The sequence below is a fragment of the Nocardioides campestrisoli genome (assembly GCF_013624435.2).
Lineage (GTDB): Bacteria > Actinomycetota > Actinomycetes > Propionibacteriales > Nocardioidaceae > Nocardioides > Nocardioides campestrisoli.
Map to the genome: position 1 here is coordinate 4,160,980 of NZ_CP061768.1, position 15,765 is coordinate 4,176,744.

Here is a 15,765-nt window from a genome sequence, read left to right on the forward strand (position 1 = left end):
CGGGTAGTCGGGCACGGTCAGGCCCATCCGAGAAGGTCGTCGAAGGCGCCCATCGGGTGCTTCGCGTCCTCGGCCTGACGCGCCCGAGCGGCGGCCTCCCACAGGGCCAGGTCGACAGGGAGCTGTCGCTCCAGGACCGCTGCCTTCGGCTTCCACTCCTCGATCCCGAGGCTGGCGAGGGTGGCGGCGTGCAGCGCGAGGAGGTCGTCACGGTGGCGCCCGGACGCCGGGAGGGTCGCCTTCTGCCACGCCCGTACCTGGTCGCCGGTGGCGCCCCGCATGATGTTCGCGGGCACCGGCCCGGCGGCGACGAACTCGGACGGGTTCTGCCCGGAGTCGAAGACGATGAACGTGGAGCCCGGGACGTCGATGTAGCGGGTGCGCATCGCGTCCTCGTCGTCCGGCAGACGGGTCAGCGACATGAGCGCGCCGTAGGTGAGCGTCGGCGCCGCGATCACGTCCTTCAAGAGCTTGGCCTTGGAGACGTTGGCGCTGGCGACCATCTGCATCTTCGCCCCGAAGTCCCTCTGGACCTCAGCTGCCCACGCGACGTCGGCGTTGAGGTCCTCGATGGTGACCCGGCCGTCGTCGACGAACGACTGCACGTCCTCGGGGATCCGGAGCAGAGGGCGGCTCGTGACCAGGTCGTGCACCTTGCGGAGCTCCGCGGACGAGTAGGGGAACATCCCCCGAGCCGACAGGGAACCGTCCTTGTTCGTGGCCACGAAGACCGTCATGGTCCGCGACGGGCCCGCGGCACCGTGCCGGCGCACCCGGTGGACCTCGTCCCGGAACCGCCACAGCCGGCCGGCCCGCTGGACCAGGGAGGGGCTCGGGGCCAGGTCGGACCCCATGATGTCGAAGTCCAGGTCGAGGGACGCCTCGATGATCTGGGTCGCCACGACCACCACCGGCGGCGCCGTGATGTAGCCGGCCAGCTCCGATTCGTAGGCCGCGACCGCCTCCGCCGGGGCGTCCGCACCCGGGTGCCGGGGCGGCGGACCCAGGCGGCCGCGCAGCAGCGACTCCACCTGCGACCTCTGCGACCGGGTCATACGGGAGTGAAGGACGATCAGTTCTCTGCCGTCAGGGAGGGACGCGGCGATGGCCCGGGCGGTCTCCACGGTCGAGTCGACCTGGTTGCACACCACCGCCACGTGGCACCGGGGGTGCTCGGCCATCTGCTGGAGTGCCCACTCGGCGCGCGTCGTCGCCACCTCGGTCGAGGTGACGGTGACGAATCCGACGGGCTCGACCGGGGCCGAGAGGGGGACGTCTGCCTCGACCTCGTCTCGCAGCTCGCCGTCGTCCGCCACGTCGATGAGCGAGTGCCCGGGGTAGCGGGACTCGTACGGGACCACGGCCTTCCGCTTCCGGTCCCGGGTGAGGCCGTGCACGTAGGCGTTGCGGTAGTCGACTGCGTCCTGGTGGGGGATGCTCGCGGAGAGAAGGGTGACCCGGGCCCCGGTGGCTCCCAGCCAGGCGAGCAGCTCGACGAGGAGTTCGCGCTGGTAGGCGTCGAAGGTGTGCACCTCGTCGAAGACGACGTGGTGGTTGGCGACCGCGAGCAGGCGCAGGTGGGTCGACTTCTGGTTGAGGGCCGCACTGAGGACCTGGTCGCAGGTGGTGACCGCGATCGGGGCCACCAGACGCCGGGCCGAGGTGGTGAACCAGTGGTCGGCGTAGAGCCGGGCGTCCTCGGGGGTCACGCTGTCGAGCTGTGAGAAGGACGCGTGCTGGTGGGACTTGATGACCAGGTTCCCGGTCGGGTGGAAGTCCCGGCGCAGCGTCTCGGCCATCGCGTCGGTCGTCGCCATGGTCGGCAACGCGAACAGCAGGTGCTCGTCGGGGCGCTGGATGTGGCGCAGCTGCGCGGCCTTCGTCTTCCCCTCCCCCGTCGGGAACGCCACCATCCACAGCCCGTCGTCGGGCCCGATGTCGATGGCCGCCTGCTGGAGCGGCCTGGGCGGGTGGCCGCCCAGGATGACCTCCTCGGCGCTGTCGAGGCAGGTCAGGGAGCCGACCGTGCGTGCGACGTGCGCGTCGATCCCTTCCCGCCGCGCCTGCATCCACTTGTCGGCGTCGGTGATCGGGTCCAGGCCGCCGGCGATGAGCCGCTTGCCGGCCGCGACGAAGCCGTCGTCGGAGGCGACCCAGTCGGCGAGGATGAGGAGTCCCGAGACGAGAACGAGCGCGGGACCGGAGCGGGCCCCCGTCATCGGCGGGATGTCGTCGAGCCGAACGCCGATCGCCTGCTCGATGAGCTGTCGCTGGTGGTCGAGGGTCTCGGCCCAGTGGCCGCCGGCGGTGGCGCGGAGCAGAGTCTCGTCGCGGTGGTCCATCGACTCCAGCGGATCCTCCGGGGCACGCCAGCGTCCGTGATGGCCGCTGACCGCGGTGGGAATCCAGCTCTCGCCGGCGGCCTCGCGTTCGGTGAAGTTCCGCCGGCCCCGCAGCGCGTAGGCGCCCACGTACTCGTGGCGCGTCGCCACCGAGCCGCCGTGCCCCTTGGGCTCGCCGAGCCGAGAGGTGCGGGCGAGGTCCATCAGCGCACCGGACGGCAACGGGAGCCCCAGCTCGGTCAGGCGTTCCGAGAGCGGGGTCCGCCAGGCCGGTTCTCCGAAGGCGAACGGCTGGGTCTGGAAGAAGGGGTTGACCTTGCCGACGTCATGGAGCCCCGCGAGCAACTGCAACGCTCGCACCGTCGACGCCTCGTCGCCCGGGTAGAGGGCTGCTGTGACGAGGTCCCGCAGGCCGGGCCGGAGCCAGGTCCGCCACAGCGACTCCATCGCGACAGACGTGTCCAGGAGGTGCGGGGTCGGCGCGTACGGCGGAAACCCCGCGGCCAGGTGATCCGGGTCCTTCGCCCACAGCGCGTACAGGGCCTCGTGGCAGGAGCAATCAAACTTGGGCGCTGTCACATGGAGGCAGGACATCAATCCCACGGTGTCTCCTCAGGCGACGGGGATGTCAGCACCGATCTTGGCGGACCGACAGTCGCCATGCTGCGGGTTGGGCCAATCGCGACGGCAAAGGCCCTACTTCAGATTCTGGCCATGCGGCCCCCGGCCAGTTGCTGGCGGATCGTAAGCAGCGAGTCGGCGGCGGTTCATGCACCCACGCCGCAAGGAGACAGGCAGTTCCGGGGGACGTACGCAAGTCTCATCCGGGGCGCGGTGTCCAATCTGCAGGATCTGCAAATTGGAACGATCCACTGCACACTCGCCGATCGTCGGCACAACCGGTCCGCCGTCAGTGCGCCATGTCCACGAACCGCGAGTAGTGACCCTGGAACGCGACGGTGATGTCGCGCGTGGGCCCGTTTCGGTGCTTGGCCACGATCAGGTCGGCCTCGCCGGGGCGGGTCGACTCCTTCTCGTAGACGTCGTCGCGGTGCAGCAGGATCACCATGTCCGCGTCCTGCTCGATCGAGCCGGACTCACGCAGGTCGCTCATCATCGGGCGCTTGTCGCCACGCTGCTCGGGACCACGGTTCAGCTGCGAGAGCGCGATGATCGGGACCTCGAGCTCCTTGGCGAGCAGCTTGATCTGCCGGGAGAACTCCGAGACCTCGAGCTGGCGGGACTCCACCTTCTTGCCCGAGCTCATCAGCTGCAGGTAGTCGATGACGATCAGGCGCAGGTCGTGCTTCTGCTTCAGCCGCCGCGCCTTCGCCCGGATCTCCATCATCGTCATGTTCGGCGAGTCGTCGATGTACATCGGAGCGGCCGAGACCTCGCCCATCTTCTTGGCGAGCTTGTCCCAGTCGTCTTCCTGCATGTTGCCGTTGCGGATGTGGTTGAGCGCGATCTTCGCCTCCGCGGAGAGCAGACGCATGACGATCTCCGAGCGCGTCATCTCCAGGCTGAAGAAGACCGAGGCCATGTTGTTGTGGATCGACGCGGCCCGGCAGAAGTCGAGCGCCAGCGTCGACTTACCCATCGCGGGACGCGCGGCGACGATGATCATCTGACCCGAGTGCAGACCGTTGGTCAGCTCGTCGAAGTCGGCGAACCCGGTGGGCACGCCGTAGACCCCGGCCTCCCGGTTGCTGATCGCCTCGATCTCGTCGAGGACACCGTTCATGATGTCGCTCAGCGGGGCGTAGTCCTCCTTCGCCCGCTTCTCGGTGATCTTGTAGACCTCCGCCTGGGCCTGGTCGACGACGTCGTCGACCTGGCCCTCGCCGGCGTAGCCGATCTGCACGATCTTCGTGCCGGCCTCGACCAGGCGCCGCAGGATCGCCTTCTCCCGGACGATCTCCCCGTAGTACGCCGCGTTGGCCGCGATCGGCACGTTGGCCGAGAGCGTGTGCAGGTACGGCGCGCCCCCGACGCGCTGCAGCTCGCCGCGGCGCTGGAGCTCGGCGGCGACCGTCACCGGGTCGGCCGGCTCGCCACGGCCGTAGAGGTCGATGATCGCGTCGTAGATCAGCTCGTGCGCGGGGCGGTAGAAGTCGACGCCGCGCACGGCCTCCGACACGTCGGCGATGGCGTCCTTGGAGAGCAGCATCGAGCCGAGCACGCTCTGCTCCGCGGCGTTGTCCTGCGGCGGCGTCCGGTCGTTGGCCGACCGCGGCTTCTCCCCCGGCGCGTACGACGAGGGCCCGTCGCCCCACTGCTCGTAGCTCTCGTCGAGCGGCGGCTCGCTGGGCCCGACCATGTCGTGCTCGGCGATGCTCACAGGGTGCCTCCGGAGGGGGGTGGTGGCGGTGGGACGACCGACGGATGACCGCGTGTGGCCGGGCGCCGGGACGGGGGGCGACCCAGGCACTGACCACGGTAGGAACGACCACCGACAGACCTGGGACGCAGCGACGGTACGTGCCGGAAGGACCCAAAGGACAGCCCGTTATCCACAGGGTGTGTGCATAACTGGGGATTTCTGGTGCACGAAGCCACCGGATCTGTGGGGCTCGCCGGGTGCGTTGTGTGGAAAACATGTCCACAACATCTGCCACATAGCCTCTGACCTGCGGAAACGTCGTCCTCAACCTGTGGATGAAAGTTGGGGAGAAAGAATTTTCGCAGACGGTTCAGACCGCCGGTTGCTTTGTCGACAAGTTGCGGACAGCGCTGTGATCTGTGTGATATCCCCCGGATGTCCACAGGCTGGAGCACAGGCTGGGACACAGGGTGGTCGTAGCGGGTAGAACTCTCCGTGCTCATTACACTTCCAGGGTGCGCCCCACCGACCGCGAGATCCTCCGCCTCGCGGTTCCGGCGTTCTTCGCACTGATCGCCGAGCCGCTCTACCTGCTCAGCGACTCCGCGATCGTCGGACACCTCGGCACCGAGGAGCTGGCCGGTCTCGGCATCGCCGGCGTCGTCCTCCAGACCATCGTCGGGCTCTGCGTCTTCCTCGCCTACGGCACCACCGCCAGTGTCGCCCGGCACCTGGGTGCCGGCGACCTGCGCCGGGCGCTGACCCAGGGCGTGGACGGAGTGTGGCTCGCCGTGCTCCTCGGCGCCGTGGCCACGGTGCTCGGCGTCGCGTTCTCCGGACCGCTGGTGCGCGCCTTCGGGGTCTCCGAGACGGTCGCCGGGTACGCCGAGGACTACCTGCGGGTGGCCATGTTCGGCGTCACGCCGCTGCTGGTGATGCTGGCGACCACCGGGGTGCTGCGGGGTCTCCAGGACACCCGCACCCCGCTCTACGTGGCGGTCGTGGGCAACCTGGTCAACGTCGGCCTCAACCTGGTCCTGGTCTTCGGGCTCGGACCGGTCCCGGCGCTCGGCATCGTGGGCGCCGCGCTGGGCTCGGTGCTGGCCCAGGTCGGTTCCGCTGCCGTGATGGTCGCCGTGGTGGTGCGGGCCGCCCGGCGCGAGGGTGCCTCGCTGGCTCCCGACCGGGCCGGCATCCGGGCCGCGGCGCGGGCCTCCGTCGGTCTGGTGATCCGCACCCTGACCCTGCGCGCCTCTCTGCTCGTGCTGACGTACGCCGTCGCCCTGGGGGTCGTCGACGAGGCCAGCACCTCGGTCGCCACGCACCAGGTCGCGATGACCCTGTGGACCTTCCTGGCCTTCGCCCTCGACGCCATCGCCATCGCCGCCCAGGCACTCACCGGCCGGGCACTGGGCGCCGGCGACCTCGCCCTGACCCGTCGGCTGACCCAGCGGATGATCGCCTGGGGGCTCTGGTCCGGGGTGGTCACCGGGCTCCTGGTCGCCGCGGTCAGCCCGTGGATCGGCGCCCTCTTCACCCCCGACACCGACGTGCGAGCCCTGCTGGTGCCGGTGCTGCTGGTGATCGCCCTGGGCCAGCCGCTGGCCGGGGTGGTCTTCGTGCTCGACGGCGTGCTGATCGGGGCCGGGGACGGTGACTACCTGGCGCGCGCCGGGGTGGTCACCCTCGTCGCGTTCGCCCCCGTCGTCCTGCTGGTCGCGGCGGCCGGCGGCGGCCTGGTGTGGATCTGGGTCGTCTTCGTGACCGTCTTCATGGGCGCCCGGGGGGTGGTGCTGGTGCACCGGGCACGGCACGACGCGTGGATGGTCGCGGGCGCGAGCACCGTCCGCTGAGCGGACTGGTGGATCACGGTTCGGACACGTCCGCACTCCGGGTGGGTCGGATCCGTTGACAGGACGTCTAGGAGTGACCTAGGAAACAGTTGCCACTCCTTTCACTTTCATCCTCCGCACCCTTCGATCCCGGGCCGGTCCCGGGTTCCCTCTCCTCGGGAGCACCACTTGATACGACGCTCCGTGGGGGTCATCGCGACCTCCGCACTGCTCTTCTCCCTTGCGCCCCTCACCGGGTCCGCCAACGCCGCCCCCACCGACCCGGCCCAGCCGGGCGAGGCGGCCGCCCCGTCCAGCGAGCAGGGCTTCACCGGTGCCAAGGCGGAGAAGGGCACGGTGATGTCGCTGGGCGCACCGGGCAAGGCCGAGACCTACATCGTCCAGCTCGACCAGCCGGCCGTCCCCTCGCGCGAGACCGCCGACGGCGCCCGCGCCCAGGACGCCCCCTCGGCGTCGGGCTACCGCGCCGAGCTCGTGGAGGAGCAGGCCGACCTGCGCTCCTCGATCCGCCGGATCACCGGCGCCGCGCCGCGGGTCACCCACACCTACACCGAGGCCGCCAACGGCCTCGCGGTCCGGCTGACCCGCGCCCAGGCGCGCCAGGTCGCCGACCTCGACGGCGTCGCCGCGGTGCACGTCGACGAGGAGCGCCAGCTCCAGACCGACGTCGGCCCCGAGTGGATCGGCGCCCCCGGCATCTGGGACGGCACCGACACCCCGGCAGGGGTCGAGGGCTCGAAGGGCGAGGGCGTGATCGTCGGCATCCTCGACAGCGGCCTCAACCCGGCCAACCCGTCCTTCCACGACGTGGGCGCGGACGGCTACGACCACACCAACCCGTGGGGCGCCGGCACCTACGTCGGCATGTGTGACCCGACGAGCTCCGTCTTCGTCGCCGACTGGGGCTGCAACGACAAGCTCATCGGCTACTGGAACCTCACCACCGACGGCAGCAGGTACGACGACGACGGCCACGGCACCCACACCGGCAGCACCACGGCCGGCAACGTGGTCGACGCCACGACGTACGCCGGTGAGGGCACCGAGTTCGAGTTCTCCACCACCGAGCGGATCAAGGGCGTCGCCCCGCACGCCAACGTCATCGGCTACGACGTCTGCGACGGCGGCTGCCCGATGAGCGCCATCCTGGCCGGCATCGACCAGGCGATCACCGACGGCGTCGACGTCATCAACTACTCCATCGGCAGCGCGGCCCCCTCCGACCCGTGGAGCGACCCGGACGCCATCGGCTTCCTCAACGCCCGCGCCGCGGGCATCCACGTCGCCACCTCCGCGGGCAACGCGGGACCGGGCGCCGAGACGCTGGGCAGCCCCGGCGACGTCCCCTGGATCACCACCGTGGGCGCCACCCAGCACAACCGCCAGTGGCAGGCCGCGGTCACCGACCTCACCGCCCAGGGCGGCGCGACCCACCCCGACATCGAGGGTGTGGCCTTCGCCAAGGCCTCGGACGGCGCCTTCCCAGTCGTCGACGCCACCACGCTCGGTGACCCGCTGTGTACCGCCGCCGGGCTCGGCAACGTCGACCTGACCGGCAAGATCGTGCTCTGCACCCGCGGCGGCAACGGCCGCGTCGAGAAGGGCGGCGTCGTCGCCGGCCTCGGAGCCGAGGGCATGATCCTCGCCAACGACCAGGCCAGCGGTGACTCCCTCAACGCCGACCCGCACGAGCTCCCGGCCGTGCACATCACCTACGCCGACGCCCAGGAGCTGCGTACCTGGCTGGCCAGCGTCACCAACCCGCAGGCCGAGCTCTCCGGCGGCCAGCGGTACGTCGGCGACGACGTCGCCGACATCATGGCGGCGTTCTCCAGCCGCGGGCCCAACCGTGCGGTCTCGATGATCAGCCCCTCGGTCTCTGCCCCGGGCGTGGACATCCTGGCGGCCGACGGCGCCGACAACGAGGTCAGCTGGGGCTTCATCTCCGGCACCTCGATGGCCAGCCCGCACACCGCCGGTGCGCTGGCGCTGCTCAAGGGCGTCCAGCCCGACTGGACCCCCGCCGAGGCGCAGTCCGCGCTGATGACCACCGCGGTCACCGAGATCAAGGACAACGACGGCACCGACGCCGACTGGCACGACATGGGCTCGGGCCGGGTGGACCTGACCAAGGCGGCCAAGGCCGGCTTCGTGCTCGACGAGTCCGCTGCCGACTACCTGGCCGCAGACCCGGCCGAGGGCGGCGACGTCCGCGCCCTCAACATCGCCAGCATGGCCGACAACGAGTGCCTGTCGAACTGCGAGTGGACCAGGACCCTGACCGGCACCGCGACCGGCGCCGGCACTTGGACGGTCAGCACCGAGAGCTTCTCCCCCGAGCTGACCGTCTCGGTCGCGCAGGAGAGCCTGGCGCTGACCGCAGGCGGCGAGGCCAACCTCACGGTGACCGCCGAGCTCGCGTCGAGCGCGGGCACGGACACGTGGCTCTACGGCACCGTGGTGCTCACCCCGCCGGCCGGCTCCTCGGCCCCCGAGGCGCACCTGCCGGTGGCCGTCCTGCCTTCGTCGGGCGTGCTGCCCTCGTCGATCGACATCACCACCCGTCGTGACGCCGGCTCGCAGGTGACCGACGGTCTCCAGGCGATCGAGCTGGACTCGCTCAAGGTCACGGCCTCCGGCCTGGTCCCCGAGAGCACCCAGTCGATCAGCGTCCCCGAGGACCAGACCAACACCGACCCCTACAACGGCGACGGCACCACCGTCGTCCGGGTCGACGTCCCTCAGGGCGCCACCCGGCTGCTGACCAGCCTGCGGGAGACCACCGCGCCGGACTTCGACATGTTCGTCGGTCGCGGTGAGGTCTCGGCTGCCAACGAGGTCTGCTCCAGCGCCAGCGGCGGTTCCGCCGAGCGGTGCGAGGTCGCCAACCCGGAGGCCGGCAGCTGGTGGATCCTGGTGCAGAACTGGGAGGCCACCACGGCCGGCGGGTCCGACACCGCCGTCGTGGCCACCGCGGTGGTCGCCGGCGACGCCGGCAACCTGCGCGCCGAGGGCCCGACTGGGCCGATCGAGGCGGGCACGCCGTTCAGCATCCGCACCTTCTGGGACGAGGACGCGATGGAGGCCGGCCAGACCTGGTACGGCTCCCTCACGCTCGGCGCTGCCCCCGGCACCGACGGCCACGTCGGCGTCGTGCCGGTGACGGTCCGCCGGGTCGAGGACGACGTCACCCGGACCGCGGACGTCGAGCGGGCCGCCCCGGGCGAGACGATCACCTACACGGTCGACATCGCGCCCAACGTGTCGCAGGAGGACCTGACCTACACCCTCACCGAGACCCTGCCCGAGGGCACGACGTACGTCGAGGGCTCCGCCACCGGCGGGGCGACGTACGCCGACGGCAAGGTCACCTGGGAGGGCGAGCTCGAGAGCACCTTCGGTGACGTCGGCGGCTACGAGGCCACCACGTCGGTCAACGACCCGTCGTGCGTCCACCCGTACAGCGGGGAGCAGGAGTACTTCGACCTGGCATCCGCCGGCTTGAGGCCCTCGGCGACGGTGACCGGGAACGACTCGGCGTTCACCGCGTTCTCGGACGTCACGTTCGGGTTCTACGGCAAGCAGTACCAGGGCCTGACGTTCACCGACGACGGCTACCTGGTCTACGACCACGCGGCCAACTGGTCCGGTGCCACCGCGCCGGGCACGCCGCAGACCTTGCCGGACGTGGAGAAGCCGAACAACCTCGCAGCGGCGCTGTGGCGGGACATGGCTGTCCGCTACGACGCGGCGGCGGGCTCGGGTGTCACGCTGGCCAGCACCGGATCCCTCCGGTTCGTGGAGTACGACGACATGCGGGCCGTGGACGGCACCGGCGGCAGCCTGGACCTCCAGGTCGTCGCGCAGGTCGGCAGCAACGACCTGGTGTTCGCCTACGACAACGTCACCGGTGACCTGGGCAACGTGACGGTGGGCACGGAGAACGCCACCGGCACCGACGCCACGACGCTGATCAACAACGCGCCGGCGGCCGGCACCATCCGGAACGACCTGCTGGTCTGCATGACCTACGCCGTTCCTCAGGCCGAGGGCGCGTCCTTCGCCTACCAGGTGACGGTCGACCCGGACGTGGTCAACCGCGACGTGCTCACCAGCACGCTCGTGCACACCACGTCCGACCCGGGTGCGAAGCCGGTCACCGACACCGTCGGTGTCGAGGTCAAGGGCGCGAAGGAGCGGTCGTCTACCGCCCTGGCGGTCTCCCCGTCGCAGATCACCACGGGCGGCACGCTCGAGGCGACGGCCACCGTCGTCGCCCCGGTCGCGGCCAAGCCGACCGGCACCGTGGAGTTCCTGGTCAACGGCGCGAAGGCCGGCGAGGGAACCCTCGACGCCAACGGCTCCGTGCGGGCGAAGCTGACCGCGCCCGCCCAAGCCGGCACCTACCCGGTGGTGGCTCGCTACCTCGGTGACGCCGGGACCCACGGCAGCACCTCGGCGCCGACCAACGTCGTGGTGACCGCGCCCGGCCAGCAGCCGCCGGCCAAGGTGAAGGCCAGCATCGGCATCAAGACGCCGAAGCAGGTCAAGGTCCGCAGCAAGGCGACCAAGCAGGTCAAGGTCGAGGTCGACGCTCCCGGCGTCACCCCGACCGGCAAGGTCGCCGTGGTCGTCAAGGGGGCCGGTCGGACCAAGACCTACCGGGTCACCCTCAGCGCCGCCGGCAAGGCGAAGGTGAAGCTGCCTCGCTACCGCCGGGCCGGCAAGGTCACGGTCACGGTCACGTACCGCGGCGACGCCGCCGTCGAGTCCGCGACCGCCCGCAAGACCTTCCAGGTCAAGAACAAGAAGCGGTGACCCCAGCAGGACCCAGCACCACCTAGCACGACCTAGCAGAGCCCGAGGGGGCCGGCGGATCTCCGCCGGCCCCCTCGTCGTTCCCGGACCCGGTGGTGACCGTGCCGCCTCGGGTCGGCCCGGCAAGATGGTCGAGCGCACGGGCACGTCAGCGCCCGGCGAGGAGCAAGGGAGAGCGCGATGGACCCACAGCCACCGACGGACGCCGTCGAGCGGGCGACCGCAGACCTGGCCGAGCGCCTGGCCGTGCCACCGGGCGCGGTCGAGCTCGTGGCCCAGGAGGAGGTCACCTGGCGCGACGGGAGCCTGGGCTGCGCACAGCCCGGGTTCAGCTACACCCAGGCGCTGGTCCCGGGGAGCAGGATCACCCTGCGGGTCGACGGGACGGAGTACGAGTACCACGCCGGTGGCCGCGGGGACCCGTTCCTCTGCGCGGACCCGAGCGAGTGAACCGCGCTAACCCGGCCTGGAACGCGAAACGGCCCGTCCACCCCGAAGGGTGGACGGGCCGTTCGTCAGGCGTACGTCAGGCGGGGATGACGTTGAGCGTCACCTTGGCCGAGACGTCGTCGTGCAGCTTGACCGAGACCTCGTGGGTGCCGAGGGACTTGATCGGGTTGCCGAGCACGAGGGTCCGCTTGTCGACGGTCTCGCCGGAGGCGGTCGCCAGGGCGCCCGCGATGTCCGCGGCGGTGACGGCACCGAACAGACGGCCACCCTCACCCGCGCGCACCTTCAGCGGAACCGGCTGTCCCTCGAGCTTGCCCTTGACCTCGACAGCGTGCGCGTGGTCGCGCACGGAGCGCGAGGCACGCGCAGCCTTGATGGACTCGATGGTCTTCTCGCCGCCACGGGTCCAGCGGATCGCCTCGCCACGGGGCACGAGGTAGTTACGGCCGTAGCCGTCCTTGACCTCGACCACGTCGCCGGGGGCACCGAGGCCGGTCACTTCCTGGGTCAGGATGAGCTTCATGTCTCCGTCTCCCTTCAGCGACCGGTGGAGGTGTAGGGCAGCAGAGCGACCTCGCGGGCGTTCTTGACCGCCATGGCCACGTCACGCTGGTGCTGGACGCAGTTGCCGGTCACGCGCCGCGCGCGGATCTTCCCGCGGTCGGAGATGAACTTGCGGAGGAGCGTGGTGTCCTTGTAGTCGACACCGGTCGCCTTCTCCTTGCAGAACTGGCAAACCTTCTTCTTGGGCTTGCGAATCACTGCCTTGGCCATTGTGGTGCTTCCTTTCTAGAAGCCCGGCCGTGCAGGCCGGAATGGTTGAGGTGTATTCGGATGGTTCGATGGATCCCGAAGGTGCTCGGGGAAGGGATCAGAACGGGGGCTCGTCGGAGCCGCCGACGCCAGGGGCGCCCCACGGGTCCGGCTGACCGCCACCCTGACCGCCGCCCGGGGCGCCGCCGCCGTAGCCGCCGCCACCCTGGGCGCCGCCGCCGTAGCCGCCGCCTCCCTGGGACTGCGACGGAGCAGGGGTGCTCCACGGGTCGTCGGCCTGCTGGGAGGCGCCGCCGCCGCCGGCGTTGTAGCCGCCGCCGCCGCCACCACCGCTGTTGTAGCCGCCCCCACCGCCCTGACGGGTGGTGCGGGTGACCTTGGCGGTGGCGTACTTGAGCGCGGGGCCGATCTCCTCGACCGCGATCTCGAAGACCGTGCGCTTCTCGCCTTCACGGGTCTCGTACTGACGGGACTTGAGGTTGCCGGTGACGATGACCCGCATCCCCTTCTGCAGGGACTCGGCGACGTTCTCCGCCGCCTGACGCCAGACCGAGCAGGAGAGGAACAGCGCGTCGCCGTCCTTCCACTCGTTGGTCTGCCGGTCGAAGGTCCGCGGTGTGGACGCGATCCGGAAGTTCGCCACGGGCGCCCCCGAGGGGGTGAAGCGCAGCTCCGGGTCGTCGACCAGGTTGCCGACCACGGTGATGACGGTCTCGCCTGCCATGTCAGGACTCCCTCATTGATCCATCGAATAGGTGGTGCTGGTGTCTGCCGGGTTCATCGTTGCCGACGGCGCCGACAGGCGTGAAGGGTTCTGCACAAGCTCAGCGCTTGCCGGGCTTGATCACCTTCGTGCGCAGGATGGACTCGTTGAGCGTGAGCTGGCGGTCGAACTCCTTGACCGTGGCCGGCTCGGCCTGCAGCGAGACGATGGCGTAGATGCCCTCGGCGTTCTTCTTGATCTCGTAGGCAAGGCGACGACGTCCCCAGACGTCGACGTTGTCCACGGTGCCACCGTCGTTGCGGATGACGTTGAGGTACTTGTCGAGCGACGGCTCGATGGTGCGCTCTTCAAGGCTGGGGTCAAGGATGACCATCACTTCATATGCACGCAAAGCGGTCTCCACCTCCTCTGGACTCAGGCGGCCACGGACTCTCCGTGGCAGGAGGGCTTGCGTCACGACCGCGGCCCAGGGGGCCGAGTCGCGGTCATCGCCGAGTCCTCCTACTGAGAAGGGCGCAGCGACAACCGGCCAAGGCTAACAGTCGGCGCAGGCGCCGACGGAATCGTCGCCGCCCGCCCTGTGGATCACCGCACCCCGCCCGTCCGCGGGCCACTAGCGTCCCTGCTCGGGGAGGGAGAGGGAGGTCGGGTGTCCGGAGAACGAGCGGGACCGGTCGCCGGTCGCTACCTGCTGCTCGACCAGATCGGTGCCGGCGGCATGGGGTCGGTCTGGCGGGCCCGCGACCTGCAGACCGGCGAGCTGGTCGCCGCCAAGGTCCTCGGCCAGCACTCGGGGGCGCTGATCGCGCGGTTCATGCGCGAGCAGGCGATCCGGCTGCGGCACCCGCACGTGGTCGCCCCCACCGGGTGGGCGGCCGAGGGCGACCTGGTGCTGCTCACCATGGACCTGGTCACCGGCGGCTCGGTCGCCGACCTGCTGCGCGAGCACGGGCCGCTGCCCGACGGACTCGTCGCCGCCGTGCTGGAGCAGACGCTGCACGCCCTGGGCGCCGTGCACGCCAGCGGGCTGGTGCACCGCGACGTCAAGCCGGCCAACCTGCTCCTGGAGCCGACCGACGACGACCGGGTGCACGTGCGGCTGGGTGACTTCGGGGTGGCGGTCACCCTGGCCGGAGAGCGGCTGACCACCTCGCCCGCCGCCGTCGGCACCGAGGGCTACATGGCGCCCGAGCAGGCCGCCGGACAGCCGCCCGACCCGCGCCAGGACCTGTACGCCGTCGGCATGCTCGGGGTGCACCTGCTCACCGGGGCGCGTCCGGTGCGCGGGGTGTGCCTGCCCTCCTCCCCGCTCCGTCCCCTGCTGGAGCGGCTGCTCGCCGACGACCCGGGGCACCGCCCCGACGACGCCCAGGCCGCGCTGGTGCTGCTGCGACGGCTCGCGGTGCCGCCCGCGCCCGGCCCGTGGGGCCACCGCCGCCTCGGCCCTCCCCCGGATCACCGGGACCGGCCGCCGCGACGACCCGTCGGCGGCTCAGCGGCACTGCTGCCGTTCCTGGTCCTCGGGGTCTCCCTGGGCGTCACGGTGGGCTGCGTCCTGCTGATCGGCCGGATGCTGGGCCTCTGACCGTCCGGGGCCGGTGAGCCTGTCCCCGGGAGTTCCTATGCTGACGGGATGAGCACCGCGAGCAACCCCAGCACTCCGGCCACCAGCACCCCGGTCATCGGCGCCCACGTCGACCAGGCCGACCCGGTCGGCGAGGCGCAGGCGCGCGGGATGGGCCTGGTCCAGTTCTTCCTCGGCGACCCACAGGGCTACCAGGGCCCCGAGATCGCCTACCCCGGCGGCGCGGCCGCGCTGCGGGAGGCGGCGGAGGCCGCTGGGGTCGACCTCTACGTGCACGCGCCGTACATCATCAATGTCGCGACCACGAACAACCGGATCCGCATCCCCAGCCGCAAGCTGCTGCAGAAGCACCTCGACGCGGCCGCCGAGATCGGTGCGAAGGGCCTGATCGTGCACGGCGGGCACGTCAACAAGGCCGACGACCCCGCCAAGGGGTTCGACAACTGGCGCAAGGCGATCGAGGCCGCCGACCTCGCGGTGCCGCTGTTGATCGAGAACACCGCCGGCGGCGACAACGCCATGACCCGCTACCTGGAGCGGATCGCCGGCGTGTGGGCGGCGATCGACGGCACCGAGGGCGCCGACCGGGTCGGCTTCTGCCTCGACACCTGCCACGCCCACGCCGGCGGCAACGACCTGGAGACGGTCGTGGCCGACGTGCTGGCCATCACCGGCCGGATCGACCTGGTGCACTGCAACGACAGCCGCGACGACTTCGACTCCGGCGCCGACCGGCACGCCAACCTGGGCGCGGGCCGGGTCGACCCGGACCTGCTGGCCGCGGTGGTCCGCGACGCCGGGGCGCCGGTGGTGCTGGAGACTCCCGGCGACGCGCAGCAGCACGTGGCCGACGCCGCCTGGCTCCGCGAGCGCCTCTGAGCGCGGGTAGCCTCGAC

At 70.9% G+C, this 15,765-nt stretch carries 11 protein-coding genes; 5 read left to right on the forward strand and 6 right to left on the reverse strand.

Features of this window, described 5'->3' with window-relative positions; translation table 11 throughout:
- Positions 1–17: 17 nt before the first annotated feature.
- Together cas3 and dnaB are read right to left on the reverse strand one after the other, a co-directional pair.
- A complete protein-coding gene (gene cas3 / locus H8838_RS19700; RefSeq protein ID WP_185995560.1) occupies positions 18–2,921 on the reverse strand; it encodes a CRISPR-associated helicase Cas3' in 2,904 nt (967 codons plus the stop codon).
- A 331-nt stretch (positions 2,922–3,252) separates the two neighbouring features.
- A complete protein-coding gene (gene dnaB / locus H8838_RS19705) occupies positions 3,253–4,662 on the reverse strand; it encodes a replicative DNA helicase (RefSeq protein ID WP_181310224.1) in 1,410 nt (469 codons plus the stop codon).
- A gap of 518 nt (positions 4,663–5,180) precedes the next feature.
- Between dnaB and H8838_RS19710 the strand changes: the two genes are divergently transcribed.
- The 3 genes from H8838_RS19710 (at position 5,181) to H8838_RS19720 (ending at position 11,786) form a co-directional block, all read left to right on the forward strand.
- Positions 5,181–6,518 carry an MATE family efflux transporter gene (locus tag H8838_RS19710; RefSeq protein WP_181310127.1) on the forward strand — a complete coding sequence of 446 codons (1,338 nt, stop codon included), beginning with the start codon at positions 5,181–5,183 and terminating at the stop codon, positions 6,516–6,518.
- Between the two features lie 183 nt (positions 6,519–6,701).
- Positions 6,702–11,336 (forward strand): S8 family serine peptidase, encoded by a 4,635-nt coding sequence (locus tag H8838_RS20310; RefSeq protein ID WP_185995559.1) that lies wholly within the window; start codon positions 6,702–6,704, stop codon positions 11,334–11,336.
- Between the two features lie 180 nt (positions 11,337–11,516).
- Positions 11,517–11,786, forward strand: a complete 270-nt coding sequence (locus tag H8838_RS19720) for a hypothetical protein (RefSeq protein WP_181310125.1) — start codon at positions 11,517–11,519, stop codon at positions 11,784–11,786.
- Positions 11,787–11,862: 76 nt separating this feature from the next.
- Here the strand turns inward: H8838_RS19720 and rplI are convergent, their stop codons facing one another.
- The 4 genes from rplI to rpsF form a co-directional block, all read right to left on the reverse strand.
- Positions 11,863–12,309, reverse strand: coding sequence for a 50S ribosomal protein L9 (gene rplI / locus H8838_RS19725; protein ID WP_181310124.1), 447 nt, complete (start codon positions 12,307–12,309; stop codon positions 11,863–11,865).
- A 14-nt stretch (positions 12,310–12,323) separates the two neighbouring features.
- Positions 12,324–12,560 carry a 30S ribosomal protein S18 gene (rpsR, locus tag H8838_RS19730; protein WP_101525917.1) on the reverse strand — a complete coding sequence of 79 codons (237 nt, stop codon included), beginning with the start codon at positions 12,558–12,560 and terminating at the stop codon, positions 12,324–12,326.
- A gap of 97 nt (positions 12,561–12,657) precedes the next feature.
- Positions 12,658–13,284, reverse strand: coding sequence for a single-stranded DNA-binding protein (locus tag H8838_RS19735; protein ID WP_181310123.1), 627 nt, complete (start codon positions 13,282–13,284; stop codon positions 12,658–12,660).
- A 100-nt stretch (positions 13,285–13,384) separates the two neighbouring features.
- The gene (gene rpsF / locus H8838_RS19740; RefSeq protein WP_181310122.1) at positions 13,385–13,675 is read right to left on the reverse strand and encodes a 30S ribosomal protein S6; all 291 of its coding nucleotides are present in this window, start codon (positions 13,673–13,675) and stop codon (positions 13,385–13,387) included.
- 258 nt (positions 13,676–13,933) lie between these two features.
- Here rpsF and H8838_RS19745 point away from each other — a divergent pair, with 258 nt between their 5' ends.
- Both H8838_RS19745 and H8838_RS19750 read left to right on the forward strand, forming a co-directional pair.
- Positions 13,934–14,869, forward strand: a complete 936-nt coding sequence (locus H8838_RS19745) for a serine/threonine-protein kinase (protein ID WP_185995558.1) — start codon at positions 13,934–13,936, stop codon at positions 14,867–14,869.
- 48 nt (positions 14,870–14,917) lie between these two features.
- Positions 14,918–15,748 carry a deoxyribonuclease IV gene (locus tag H8838_RS19750; RefSeq protein WP_181310120.1) on the forward strand — a complete coding sequence of 277 codons (831 nt, stop codon included), beginning with the start codon at positions 14,918–14,920 and terminating at the stop codon, positions 15,746–15,748.
- Positions 15,749–15,765: the final 17 nt, after the last annotated feature.

Coding starts and splice junctions, on each gene's coding strand:
- dnaB (WP_181310224.1), bottom strand. CDS start 4,662: ATGGTCGGGCCCAGCGAGCCGCCGCTCGACGAGAGCTACGAGCAGTGG.
- H8838_RS19735 (WP_181310123.1), bottom strand. CDS start 13,284: ATGGCAGGCGAGACCGTCATCACCGTGGTCGGCAACCTGGTCGACGAC.
- rpsR (WP_101525917.1), bottom strand. CDS start 12,560: ATGGCCAAGGCAGTGATTCGCAAGCCCAAGAAGAAGGTTTGCCAGTTC.
- rplI (WP_181310124.1), bottom strand. CDS start 12,309: ATGAAGCTCATCCTGACCCAGGAAGTGACCGGCCTCGGTGCCCCCGGC.
- H8838_RS19750 (WP_181310120.1), top strand. CDS start 14,918: ATGAGCACCGCGAGCAACCCCAGCACTCCGGCCACCAGCACCCCGGTC.
- H8838_RS19720 (WP_181310125.1), top strand. CDS start 11,517: ATGGACCCACAGCCACCGACGGACGCCGTCGAGCGGGCGACCGCAGAC.